This is a genomic window from Mesorhizobium sp. M0184 (assembly GCF_040322215.1).
In the GTDB taxonomy this organism is placed as follows: Bacteria; Pseudomonadota; Alphaproteobacteria; order Rhizobiales; family Rhizobiaceae; genus Mesorhizobium.
Map to the genome: position 1 here is coordinate 1 of NZ_JAMYSZ010000067.1, position 12,030 is coordinate 12,030.

The window sequence follows — 12,030 nt, forward strand, 5'->3', positions numbered from 1 at the left end:
CCGCCTTGATGCGGGCGCACCAGCCGCTGTTTCGCGGCGAGACGCCGATCCGGTAAGCCTCAGGCATCGATCGGCCGCCAGTGGATCAAAATCAGATATTTTGGTGGGCCGGACGATGGTACCGCCGCCGTTGAGGACGCCGGAGTGCGACGCGCTGCTCGTCGAGATCCTTGCCTTGGGCGAAGAGAGCGGTATAAACCGATCAGCATCGGGCCGCCTATCCGGTCACTCGTCCTCCTGCCGGCTCATAGCCGTATGCTTCGCCCTTACGCACCACGCGGCCGATGCCCGGCCAGCCAAGGTGCGCGCCGGCGATCCACGTCCCCGCCTCGGCCGCGTCACTGAAAACCTTTAGGCGGGTTGCGCGCGCGGTCAGCTGATCGTCGTCATAACCCCAACTGAACGCGGGATTGCCGAACTGCAAGGCCGGCACATGAACGATGTCCCCGAAGAATAGGAAACGGTCGTCGTCCGTGTCGAACGTGTAGCCGGTATGACCGGCAGCATGACCGGGCAAGGCGACCGCCCTCAATCGCTCAACCACCTGGTCGCCATTCTGGACAGGCTTCAGCAGGGGCCGGAACTGCGCAAGGTGCGCGTAAGCGAAAAAGCTCTGCACAGCCGCCTCGGGAATTACGATCGCCTTCAAGTTTGGAAAGAGCACTCGGCCGTCGGGGGTCAAAAGTCCGTGCACATGATCCTGATGGGCGTGGGTGAGCGCCAAGACCGTGATCGAAGCCGGGTCGATCTTGGCTTCCGCCATGGCCTGCTCAAGACGCCCCACTGTCGGGGCCCAGCCCCCTCCTCCGCTGTCGATCAGAATGCCGTCAACGCCTGGACCTGCGAGCGCGAAGCAATTGACAGACAGGCGAAGCGCCCCTGCCAACGCAGCTTGCGGCACCGGATTATCCTGCGGGTCCCGCAGAAGGTCCGCCGGCATCTCGATGTAACCGTCCGAGAGCGCCCAGACGCGCCACCTTCCTGACGTGCTGCCGAGCACGTTATTGGTTTGCGATGTCACGATCATATGGCCACCTGCCGCAAACGAAAATGGAGGATAGGTTCGATTGTCACTATTTGGCTCTCTGCATCCTCTGCGCAAAAATGTGGGGAAACCGATGAAGATCAATGCGGAAAGCACCCGATCTCGATAGGCCACGGATCGGATGATGATCGTTGACGGATCTGCTAGCTTCGCGGCGATGCCAGCTCTTATTGCATTCCCATGTAGATTCCTCCCTTCGTAAGCTCGTCAATCATCTGATTTATGCGCTTTCGGCGTGTTTCCGGGTGACGGGCGCGCTCGATCCAATGCAAGTAATCATTGCGCTGATAGGGAGGCCGTTGCTCGAAAGCAGTCATCAGATTTGCGGCCTCGAGCTCTGCACGCAAACTGTCGGGCATCTTAGCCAACGGACGTTTCAGCAACTCACATCTCCGCCATTCGAATCCTGATGCTGGAATAGATCACAAGTCAGCCGTCGCGCCTGCGAGACCGCAGCCGGCCTGGCGACAGCCCTTTCAATCGGGTCACGACGCGATTCATATGGGCCTGGTGAGTGAAACCCGCGTGCTGAGCAATCTCGGCCAGCGGCAGATCGCTATTTTCCAAAAGCTCGACCGCGCGATCAACGCGGCGGCGTAAAATGAATTGATGTACCGGCAATTGCGTCGCCTCGCGAAAGGCGGCGGTGAAGGCGCGTCGTGGCATTCCCGCGATTCCGGCAAGATGGTCGATCGACACCCCCTTTTCCAGATCGCCGTCAATCGCAGCGAGGACCCGGTCGAACCGCTGCGAGGTTAGGACCGGAGACTTCTGCTGCCGCTGGCGTGCATGCCCGAGACGGAGCAGGTTCGCGAAAACCAGGCCCAGCGTCCATTCGCGGACGATCGGGTTGGCTGGCGGGTCGCCTTCGAGGCGTCGGCACAACTCGGCCACCAGCGAATCGCGTATCGGTCGATCGGTCAGGATTACCAGGTCCTCGGGGGTCCCACCTGCGGATACCAGGAGCCTTGACGCCAGCGCGGAGTCAACGGTGATCATCGTCAGCTCTCGCGGCTCCTCGATCTTGAACCGCGTGGCACGCTCGGGAAGACTGAGCAGCAGGTCGCCGGGGCGGGTGAAGACGCGCCGCAGCCCGCGGCCAAGATCGATCTCTGCATAGGATGAACCGCTGCGAATCACACGCAGCTGAACGACTCCGGCCGGCGCATGGCGATAGTCGCCGGCAGGAAAGAACAACCTCTTTGCACTTGCCGCGGTCACCATCGTTGTACCGGGCGTCCGGACGCAAGTTCCTCCAGGACTTCGATGATCGATCGCCGCATCCTCGATCCTTGATGCCTACACTTTTGCCCGTTTGACTGGTCCACCAGGCGCATCATTTGCCAGGGCAGTCAGTTCACCAATCCGGGGCACAAAGATGTTGTGCGGTGTCTGGGTCATAATGGTCATTTCACGCTGAACTTGCAGTTCCTGTGCGGCGGGAAACAATGTGTCCTGCAAGAAGAGCTCCAGGCCTGCCTTGTCGTCCCATATCTCGATGATGCGATAACCATCGTCTGTGGCATGCGCGATGTGCTGATAGATGCCGCCAGCGGGCCGTTTCTCCACGCCGATCCGATCGAGGATGCGGCTATAATCTTCGGCCGTCAGGCCGGCAATATCAAGTGTCGTCACTACGGCCATGGTTCATCCTCGCTGCTGATAGTGGTTGTTTGAAGTGGAGTTCTTGGACGGGCTCCGGATCCTATTGGGCCGATGTCGTTTGGCATCGCCGTCCTGACGGCGAGTTTGACTCCCGAACTTCACCGACAGGAGCGGCCTTGGTCCTCAGCCACCGAGCGCCTCGATGACAAGACGGGCGGTCGCCGCTCCGGAGAAGTTCTGCTGGCCGGTGATCAAATTGCCGTCGCGCACGGCAAAATCGCGCCACAGCCCGGCCTGAATATAGTTCGCGCCGAGCGCACGCAGCTCATCCTCGATCCGCCATGGCATCAGATGCGTACCGTGCGGCAGCGCGCCCATCTCCCAGACGGCATTGTCGGCGAAGTCCTCCTCGACATTGGCGAACCCCGTAACAGTGCGCCCTTTGGCCAGCAGCTCGCCGGTTGAGAGGCGCGCGTAACGCAGCAGCGCGACGCCATGACACAAGGCAGCCGCGACCTTGCCGGCCGCGAAAAAGGCGACGAACAGCCGCTGCAACTCAGTCGCACCTTGGAAGGTGAACATCGGCGCTTGGCCGCCAGCGACGACGATCGCGTCGAACGCGTCGACCGACAGCTCTGCGATGGGCCGGGTCGTCTCCACCAGCACCGCCAGTTTCGGCGTCGACAGGAAACCGAGCGAGATCAGATCCGTATCCGAATAGCCGGACGGATCGCGCGGGTCGCTCAACGCATCCGCCTCGCATTTGCCGCCCTCAGGCGAGAAGATCGCGACTTCGTATCCGCGCTCGGTGAAGACGAGCCAGGGATGGGTCAACTCGCTCCACCAAAACCCGACCGGCCAGCCTGTGGTGGTTGACACAGCCGGGTTGGAAAGGACCATCGCGATGCGTTTGGGATGCCGCGGGTCGAGCGGGTTGGGATCGCGGACCGACATGCGTGATATCAGGCCGGAATGGGAGCGTTTGGGCGCAAAAACGCGTCCTCGACCAGCGGCGGCAGCTCCTCCAACCTGGGCGCGAAGATGTTGTAGAGCGGTTCGATCGTCACCTTTATCTCTCGGTTCAAGCCGATCGCCGCCGCCGCCGGCGCCAACCGCGTCTGCATGAATGCCTCGAATCCCTCGCGATGATCCCACACCTCGACGACGCGATAGCCGCCCTCAATCGGTGCGGTCAAATGTAGATAGATCCCCGGTTCGGGTCGGAGCTCTACGCCCATTTCATCAAGGATTGCGCGGTACTCCTTCGGTGTGATTCCGAGGACGTCGATCGTAGTGATATAAGCCATGATTGGTCCTTATTCCTTGGGGGTGGCAGGCACTTGGTCAGACGAGATTCGCCCAAATCGTCTTGTATTGGGTGTAGCTTTCCCACGCCTCGCGGCCCTGCTCGCGGCCATAGCCGCTCATCTTGAAACCTCCGAACGGCGCATTAGGATGGTACTTGTGCCAGCAGTTCAGCCAGACCGTGCCTGCCTTGATCCGGTCGGCGAGCCGCAAGGCGCGGCCGAGATCGCTGGTCTGTATGCCCGAGGCGAGCCCGTAGCTCGTATCGTTGGCGATCCGGATCGCGTCCTCCTCGCTGTCGAATGGAATCACCGGCAGGACAGGGCCGAAAATCTCTTCGCGCGATATCCTTAGGTCGTTGGTCGCATCGGCGAAGATGGTCGGCTCGATGAAGAGGCCCTTGCCGTTGACCTGGCGGGTGCCGCCGCCCGCGGTCAGTCGCGCGGTGCGCTTGCGCTCTTCGACATAGCTCAAGACCTTGTCATACTCGCCCCGCGACGCGATCGGCCCGATCATCGTCGCAGGGTCCAGCGGATCGCCGAGCGTCGCCGACTTCGCCATGGCGCTCAGCTTCTCGACGACCTCGTCATAGCAGGCGCGTTCGACCAGCAGGCGCGATCCGGCCACGCAGACTTCGCCCTTGTTCCAGAAGATGCCCCAGAAGGCTGCCTGTATCGCGGCATCGATATCGGCATCGGCGAAAACGATGTTGGGACTCTTGCCGCCGAGCTCCATGGTCAGGTGTTTCATCGTCCCGGCACCGTTGCGCATGATGCCCTGGCCGACGGTGGTCGACCCGGTAAAGGCGATCTTGTCGACGCGGGCATCGTTGACCAGCGCGTCGCCGATGGTGCCGCCCGGGCCGGTGACGAGATTGTAGACGCCTGGCGGCACGCCCGCGTCGAGGATCACTTGCGCCAAGGCGAGGGCCGTCAGGGACGTGTCGGTCGCAGGCTTGTGAACGACCGTGTTACCCGCCGCGAGTGCCGGCGCGATTTTCGAACAGGACAGCGCGAGGGGAAAATTGAACGGGGTGATCGCAGCGACCACGCCGAGCGGCTCGCGCCGCGTCAGGATCCTGATATTTGGTTCGTAGCTGGTACGATAGGCGCCGTCCATCGCGCTCATGGCGAGCCCGCCATGAAAGCGGAACAGTCCTGAGCAGTGCGGCATGATGATATCGCGGAAATCGCGATAGGGCATACCCATATCCATCGCCTCGCGCACCGCGAAATCCTCGGCCCGCTCGTCCATTAGATCGGCGATGCGAAACAGGATCTTGGCGCGCTCCTCATGATGCATCCGCGCCCAGGGTCCTTGCTCGAAAGCCCGCTGCGCGGCCGCGACGGCATCGCTCGTGTCGGTGACGTCCGCCTTCGCAATATCGGTGATCGCCGCCTCCGTGGTCGGATCAAAAGTCGTCGAAATCTCGCCACTGACGGCATCGCGCCATTGGCCATCGATCAGCAGACGTCCTACTGGAATCGCCTTGCGCCGCGCGGGTAGATAATCAGTCATGAACCCGTCCGTCCTGTCGAATGAGATTGAAGGAAATTGTCGGCCCCATCCCGCGCCGATAGGCGAGCTGGACCAATAGCAGCATCATCGGCTCGATCAGGCGCGAGGCCGTGAGATCGCCGACATCGACCGGCATTGTCGGCAGATCGGCGAGAAGCCGGCAAACCGCCGCCTTGGCATCTGCGTCATTGCCGGCGACATAGCTCGTCACCGGATCGCCGTTGAGACGCGGATCATCCCTGTCAAGCAATTCGGCAAAGGTCGGAATGCACTTGACGACAAGGGCGCCCCGCGCGCGCCTCTGAACCTCCTCGCCTACAGACGTAGTAGTGCCTAGCAGCATCGTGGAAAGGTCAGGCACGACTGCATTGGTATTGTCCCAGACGATCTTGCCCGACAAATCGCCAAGCGCGTCCATCGCCAGCTCGAGAGCCGGCCATGGCGTCGCCAGGGCAATTACGTCGGCCCATCTCGCTACTTCGTCAGGAGCACCGAAGCCAACACGGAGGGTTCCCGCGATTGCGCGCAACTTGCCTTCGTCACGACTGAAGCTGAGGCGAATTTCGTGCCCGGCGAGGCCAAGACATTTCGCCAAGGCCTTCCCGAGCGAGCCTGGTCCGATGATCGCAACTTTCACAACTGCCTCCCGACACGCGATCGGGCTTGCCTAGCATCATTGCAGTCGCGCTTATTTCACGAATTGCCCTTGCACGATCGGGCGCACTCGTCACATGGGTCGGCGCCAATTGGCATCCGGATCCGCCGCGCGCTCACGCCCTTCCCGAACGTGTCCCTATTGGGCATGTATGTGTGGGCGACCATAGAGCGGGGTGCGATCAGCGGAGGTCCCCAGGGCACAAGCCTGCTCATATTGGTTGACGCTAGATTTTCCTTGCCTAATCCGTCGGCGTTGCGATGACTTTTGTGGCATCAGCATAACGCGATTGCCTGCAAATCCGGGGAAAGGCCGCCTCAGGACGGCTTTCCGGACTGGCACGCCCCTTGCTTCGTTGTTCACGTGCAGAGCGTCTAGGGTTCCGGCCGTGTCGATCACGGTGCTGGTCCAAGAGACGCGACCGCTTGAGATGCATTGAGGCATCTGGCGGAACACGGCGGGCCAAAATCCCGGGAGAACCCTGCACGGGTTTGCTGGCGCGAACCTCTCCCGGATGCGCGCTCCGTGAACCCCCCAACAGACGTTCGGACGCAATCCGGATCGCAAACAGGGGTATGTAATGCTTCGCAAACTGGCCACAATCATCCTAGCCGCATCACTCAGCCTCCCCTTCATCTCAGCCGCGCAAGCGGCGCCCAAGAAAGACTTCAAGATTTGCTGGTCGATCTATGTCGGCTGGATGCCGTGGGGCTATCTTTCCGACAGCGGCATCATGAAGAAGTGGGCCGACAAATACGGCATCAATGTCGACATCACCCGCATCAACGACTATGTCGAGAGCATCAACCAGTACACGGCCGGCGGCTTTGACGGCTGTTCGATGACCAACATGGATGCGCTTTCGATCCCGGCCGGCGGCGGTGTCGACACGACGGCCTTGATCGTCGGCGATTTCTCCAACGGCAACGACGCGGTCATCCTCAAGAACAAGACCGCGCTCAAGGATATTGCCGGCCAGAAGGTCAATCTCGTCGAGCTCTCCGTCTCACATTACCTACTTGCGCGCGCGCTGGAGACGGTGGGGTTGGCCGAAAAGGACATTACGGTGGTGAACACCTCCGATGCCGACATGGTCGCTGCCTACGGCACCAGTGACGTCACTTCCGTCGTCACCTGGAATCCGCTGGTCTCGGAAATCGCTGCCATGCCGGGCGCCCACAAGGTATTCGATTCGACTGAGATCCCCGGCGAGATCATCGACATGATGGTCGTCAACACCGCGACGCTGAAGGACAATCCGGCCTTGGGCAAGGCGCTTGTCGGTGCATGGTATGAAGCCATGGCGCTGATGACGTCGGGCACGCCCGAAGGCAAGGCGGCCAAGGAAGAGATGGCCAAGGCGTCGGGGACGGATCTTGCCGGTTTCGACGCTCAGCTTGCATCAACGGCGATGTTCTTCGAGCCGGCCAAGGCGGTCGCATTCACCAACGGCGCCGAACTGCCGAAGACCATGGATCTGGTGCGCAACTTCCTGTTCAGCCACGGCATTCTTGGTACCAACGCGCCGAGCGTCGACGTGATCGGCATGAGCTTCTCCGACGGCTCGACGCTGGGCGACGTCAACAACGTCAAGCTGCGCTTCGATCCGGCCTTTATGGCAGAGGCGGCGGGCGGAACGCTCTGACGCGGGAGCGCGACATGCTAGCCAGAGGAACCGGCATCATGCAGGCCGCAGCAGGCCCCGAAGTCGCGCGCCTGCAACTTAGCAGGCCGAAAGGGCGGCTTCGCATCATCAACGCGACGGTCTCCCGCGGCGGAGCGTTGCTGCTTGGGACGCTTCCGTTTGCCGCCGTGGCGATTGCCTATCTCTTCGCTTCGTCGCAAAGGCTGGCGGTCAATCCCAGCGACAAGCTGCTGCCCTCCCCTGCACAGATGTGGTCGGCCTTTTCAGACCTGGCGACAGTGCCGGACAAGCGCTCCGGCGACCTGATCCTGTGGGCCGACACCTATGCCAGCCTGATCAGACTGTTCGCCGGAGTCGGCATGGCCACGCTGGTGGCGCTCAGCCTTGGCGTCGCCATAGGTTTCATCCCGCGCGTCAGGGCCTTTCTACTGCCCTTGGTCACAGTTGTCTGCGTCATCCCGCCACTGGCGCTGCTGCCGATCCTGTTCATTGCGCTCGGCCTCGGCGAAACGGCCAAGATCACCTTGATCGCTCTCGGCGTCACACCGGTCATGGTGCGCGACATCGCCAACCGGGTGATGGAATTGCCGCCGGAGCTCGTCGCCAAGGCACAGACGCTCGGCGGCAACAGCTGGACCATGGTGCTCAGGCTGGTGCTGCCACAGGTCATGCCGCGCCTCATCACTTGCGTACGGCTGGCGCTTGGGCCGGCCTGGCTGTTCCTGATCGCGGCAGAAGCCATCGCCTCCACCGAGGGGCTCGGCTACCGCATCTTCCTCGTTCGTCGCTACCTATCGATGGACGTCATCCTGCCTTACGTCGCCTGGATCACGCTGCTTGCGGTAATGACCGACTGGCTGCTCGTGCGGCTCTCTCACATCATCTCGCCTTGGGCGCATCCGGTGCGGACCAGATGAGCCGGATCCTCGTCCATAGGCTGGAGAAGAGCTACGGCGACGCCCGCGTGCTGGAACGGGTCAACGTCTCCGCCGAAGCGGGTGAATTCCTGTCGCTGGTTGGCGCCAGCGGTTGTGGAAAATCGACGTTCCTGCGCATCCTGCTTGGCCAGGAACAGCAAAGTGGCGGCGTGGTCATCGTCGGCGACCAGCCGATCGTGCCGGAACCGACGCCGCAGCGCGGCATCGTCTTCCAGCGCTATTCCGTGTTTCCGCATCTGACCGCGCTACAGAACTTGCTGCTGGTCGAGGACTTCCGTTCGGGCGGACCGTTCGGCCGCGTCTTCGGCGCCAGGCGCAAAAGCGCCAGGCAAGAAGCCGAAACCATGCTGGAACGGGTCGGGCTTGGCCATGCGCGCGACCTCTATCCGGCCACGCTTTCTGGCGGCATGCAGCAGCGGCTGGCGATCGCGCAGACCTTGCTCGGCCGGCCGCAGATCCTGCTTCTCGACGAGCCGTTCGGCGCACTCGATCCCGGTATTCGCATCGAGATGCATGAGCTGCTCACCGAGCTCTGGACCGAGCACGGCATGACCGTGGTCATGGTCACCCACGATATCGGCGAGGCATTCAAGCTCGGCACCCGCGTGCTGGTCTTCGACAAGGTGCGCCACGACCCCCAGTTCCCGTCCGCCTATGGCGCGACGATCACCTACGATCTGAAGCTCGACCGCAAGCACCGGGCTTCCGCACGAGACGTGGCCGAAGTGGCCGCGATGGTCGGGACGACCCGACTGGATAGCGCAATCGCGACGACGGCGTCGTGAAGGAGGTTTCATGCACAGAGATAGTCCAGAACGCCGGCATCGTCGCGCCGGGCTCACCGACCACCAGCCACGCCAACGCTTCCACCATCCGAACTTCGAGATCCGCGACATGCAGGGCTGGAAGTCTATCGAGGCGGAAGGAAAGCTGCCCGAGGACGGCTGGCGCAAGGAACAGAAATGGGCACTCGACATGGGCCTGCCCGGATCGGATTCGATCACCGACAAGTCGATCCCGACATTCGCGCGAGGCGAGTTGCCGCACTTCGCCGGCATCAACACCTTCCTCAAGGCGCCCTATGTCGAGAACGTCCGCGATGTCGGCAGGTATGACGCTGCCGTCATGGGCATTCCTTTCGACAGCGGCACCACTTACCGGCCCGGAACCCGCTTCGGGCCGCAAGGCATGCGCCGCATCTCGGCGCTTTACACGCCTTACAATTACGAGCTCGGTGTCGACCTGCGCGAGCAGATGACGCTTTGCGACGCTGGCGACGTCTTCACCATCCCCGCCAATCTCGAAAAGAGCTTCGACCAGATCACCAAGGGCGTCAGCCATGTCGCCTCGTCCGGCGCGCTGCCGATCATGCTCGGCGGCGACCATTCGATCGGGTTTCCGTGCGTGCGCGGTATCGCCGACGTGACCTCCAAGCGAATCGGCATCATCCATTTCGACCGCCACATCGACATCCAGGAAAAGGATCTCGACGAACGTATGCACACGACGCCCTGGTATTGGGCGACCAACCTGCCGAACGTCTCGGCCACCAATCTGGTGCAGCTCGGTATCGGCGGCTGGCAGGTGCCCCGCTACGGCGTGGCCGAGGCGAGAAAGCGCGGAACGAACGTGCTGACGATCTCCGATATCGAACAGATGGGGCTGGAGAAGGCGGCCGAGATCGCGCTCGAGCTCGCATGGAAGGACACCGACGCCGTATACATCTCCTTCGATGTCGACAGCATCGATTGCGGTTTCGTGCCGGGTACGGGCTGGCCGGAGCCCGGTGGCTTCCTGCCGCGCGAGGCACTGAAGCTGCTCGGGCTAGTGTCGGCGCCCGGCATCTGCGGACTGGAAGTGGTCGAGGTGTCGCCGCCCTACGACACGTCAGACATCACGGCGCTGTTTGGCGTGCGGGTTGTCGTCGAGGCGCTAGGCTCGATGGTCGCGCACGGCAATCTCGGCAAACACAAATCCATCATCGACAAGCCGACGAGCTTTTGACCATGCACGATGATCATCACCACCACAGCCATGATCATGGCGACGGTCACCATCACGGGCCGAACGGTCATCATCACCATCCCCACCCCGTCGGCCACAACGGGCCGGCCGGCAAGCCGTTGCAATGGCAGACACCGCATCTACCACACGACCATGCGCCCGAACCCGCCGACGCGCGGGCGACCGATCTCGATCTCGTCGAGATCGCGTTTCTCGAAGGGTTTTCGCGGGCGCCCGACCCGTCCAGTTTCCTGCGCCTCGCCGGGATTCCGTTCGTCGGCGAGACCGCCGACGGCGTGCGGCTGCATCTTCTGCGCGTCGAGACGCAGGACATGGTCGATGTCGGCGCCGTCATGCCGCTGATTGGTGGCGCCGGCGTCACCTATCACCCGCTGCCCGCGAAACTGACGTCGCGCCGGCGCCGCCTGGCCTTCGTCTACCATGACGTCAGGGGACAAAGACTCCTCGACTTCGGCGAGGCGCGGCTTCTGGCCGACAGGTCCGGCGCCGCACAATTCACCATGCCAGGGGCCGGACAATGAGCACCGGCCTTGAACCGATCGCACCTCTATCAAACAGGTCAAGAACCATGAACAGAACGCTTTCATTCTTCGGCAGACTCGCCCTGGCAGCCCCCACAACCCTCATCCCCTCGTTGGCCTTCGCCCATAGCGGCGGTTTTCATGCCCACGGGTTTGTAGACGGCGTTCAGCACCCGCTGGCCGGCATCGATCATCTATTGGCGATGATGGCTGTCGGCATCATTGCCGCTCGCGCCGGCGGCAAGGGGATCATCATCGTGCCGTCGTGCTTTGTCTCGGCGATGGTCGCTGGCGCCCTGCTCGGTATCGCCGGCATCGGCCTGCCCTCACTGGAAACCGGCATAACGCTATCGCTGTTGGTCTTCGGCGCCATGATGGCGCTTGCCAAGCCGCTTCCGCTCGCTGTGGCCGCCTCGCTGACCGCTCTCTTCGCCCTCTTCCACGGCAATGCCCATGGCCTCGAAATTCCCGAGACGGCCAGCGGCATCGCTTATGCGGTCGGCTTCGTGGTCGCTACTTCGGCTCTTCACGCGACCGGCGCGTTAGCCGCCCTAACACTTCGGCGCTGGCCGCGAGCCATCCGCACGGCAGGGGTCGGCACGTCGTTGGTCGGCGTGGCGCTGGCGGCACAGATCATCTGAACCGCAGCCCATTCATCTGCGATGAACAGGAGGCGAAGGCGTGATCAGATAGTGTGCTGAAGGTTCTGCAAAAAGTTTTGGAGAGAGAACGGCGCCTGCTCTGAGGGGCGAGCGGCCATGGCACGGTGGTGA

Annotated in this window: 14 protein-coding genes and 1 riboswitch; of the genes, 6 read left to right on the forward strand and 8 right to left on the reverse strand. The window is 62.4% G+C overall.

The annotated features are described in order from the left end of the window. Positions 1 to 217 precede the first annotated feature (217 nt). From NKJ23_RS33730 to NKJ23_RS33765, 8 genes are all read right to left on the reverse strand, one after another. The gene (locus tag NKJ23_RS33730; RefSeq protein WP_352685016.1) at positions 218 to 1,027 is read right to left on the reverse strand and encodes an MBL fold metallo-hydrolase; all 810 of its coding nucleotides are present in this window, start codon (positions 1,025 to 1,027) and stop codon (positions 218 to 220) included. Between the two features lie 185 nt (positions 1,028 to 1,212). Continuing rightward, on the reverse strand, positions 1,213 to 1,404 hold the full coding sequence (locus tag NKJ23_RS33735; protein WP_031212580.1) for a YdeI/OmpD-associated family protein: 192 nt from the start codon (positions 1,402 to 1,404) through the stop codon (positions 1,213 to 1,215). Between the two features lie 70 nt (positions 1,405 to 1,474). Then, positions 1,475 to 2,269, reverse strand: coding sequence for a helix-turn-helix domain-containing protein (locus NKJ23_RS33740; protein ID WP_352685018.1), 795 nt, complete (start codon positions 2,267 to 2,269; stop codon positions 1,475 to 1,477). A gap of 75 nt (positions 2,270 to 2,344) precedes the next feature. Then, on the reverse strand, positions 2,345 to 2,689 hold the full coding sequence (locus tag NKJ23_RS33745; protein ID WP_352685020.1) for a hypothetical protein: 345 nt from the start codon (positions 2,687 to 2,689) through the stop codon (positions 2,345 to 2,347). A gap of 144 nt (positions 2,690 to 2,833) precedes the next feature. Next, entirely contained in the window at positions 2,834 to 3,604 is a 771-nt protein-coding gene (locus NKJ23_RS33750; protein WP_352685022.1) for a type 1 glutamine amidotransferase domain-containing protein, read from the reverse strand. A gap of 8 nt (positions 3,605 to 3,612) precedes the next feature. Beyond that, the gene (locus NKJ23_RS33755; protein WP_352685023.1) at positions 3,613 to 3,957 is read right to left on the reverse strand and encodes an antibiotic biosynthesis monooxygenase family protein; all 345 of its coding nucleotides are present in this window, start codon (positions 3,955 to 3,957) and stop codon (positions 3,613 to 3,615) included. 37 nt (positions 3,958 to 3,994) lie between these two features. Further along, positions 3,995 to 5,473: an aldehyde dehydrogenase family protein gene (locus NKJ23_RS33760; RefSeq protein WP_352685025.1), complete on the reverse strand. Its 1,479-nt coding sequence runs from the start codon at positions 5,471 to 5,473 to the stop codon at positions 3,995 to 3,997. Next, positions 5,466 to 6,110, reverse strand: coding sequence for an NADPH-dependent F420 reductase (locus NKJ23_RS33765; protein WP_352685027.1), 645 nt, complete (start codon positions 6,108 to 6,110; stop codon positions 5,466 to 5,468). The genes NKJ23_RS33760 and NKJ23_RS33765 overlap by 8 nt, the downstream gene beginning before the upstream one ends. A gap of 381 nt (positions 6,111 to 6,491) precedes the next feature. After that, positions 6,492 to 6,607: riboswitch (guanidine-I (ykkC/yxkD leader) on the forward strand. Between the two features lie 101 nt (positions 6,608 to 6,708). Here NKJ23_RS33765 and NKJ23_RS33770 point away from each other — a divergent pair. From NKJ23_RS33770 to NKJ23_RS33795, 6 genes are read left to right on the forward strand one after another with little or no spacing between them, the layout of a single operon-like run. After that, positions 6,709 to 7,773: a putative urea ABC transporter substrate-binding protein gene (locus NKJ23_RS33770; RefSeq protein WP_352685029.1), complete on the forward strand. Its 1,065-nt coding sequence runs from the start codon at positions 6,709 to 6,711 to the stop codon at positions 7,771 to 7,773. Positions 7,774 to 7,811: 38 nt separating this feature from the next. Further along, positions 7,812 to 8,690, forward strand: coding sequence for an ABC transporter permease (locus tag NKJ23_RS33775; protein ID WP_352449784.1), 879 nt, complete (start codon positions 7,812 to 7,814; stop codon positions 8,688 to 8,690). Continuing rightward, entirely contained in the window at positions 8,687 to 9,496 is an 810-nt protein-coding gene (locus NKJ23_RS33780) for an ATP-binding cassette domain-containing protein (protein ID WP_352449699.1), read from the forward strand. The genes NKJ23_RS33775 and NKJ23_RS33780 overlap by 4 nt, the downstream gene beginning before the upstream one ends. 10 nt (positions 9,497 to 9,506) lie before the next feature. Continuing rightward, complete coding sequence (locus tag NKJ23_RS33785) at positions 9,507 to 10,715, forward strand: agmatinase family protein (RefSeq protein WP_352685031.1); 1,209 nt, start codon at positions 9,507 to 9,509, stop codon at positions 10,713 to 10,715. A gap of 2 nt (positions 10,716 to 10,717) precedes the next feature. After that, positions 10,718 to 11,257, forward strand: coding sequence for a hypothetical protein (locus NKJ23_RS33790; protein WP_023679463.1), 540 nt, complete (start codon positions 10,718 to 10,720; stop codon positions 11,255 to 11,257). A 47-nt stretch (positions 11,258 to 11,304) separates the two neighbouring features. Beyond that, positions 11,305 to 11,898 carry a HupE/UreJ family protein gene (locus NKJ23_RS33795; RefSeq protein ID WP_352637687.1) on the forward strand — a complete coding sequence of 198 codons (594 nt, stop codon included), beginning with the start codon at positions 11,305 to 11,307 and terminating at the stop codon, positions 11,896 to 11,898. Positions 11,899 to 12,030: the final 132 nt, after the last annotated feature.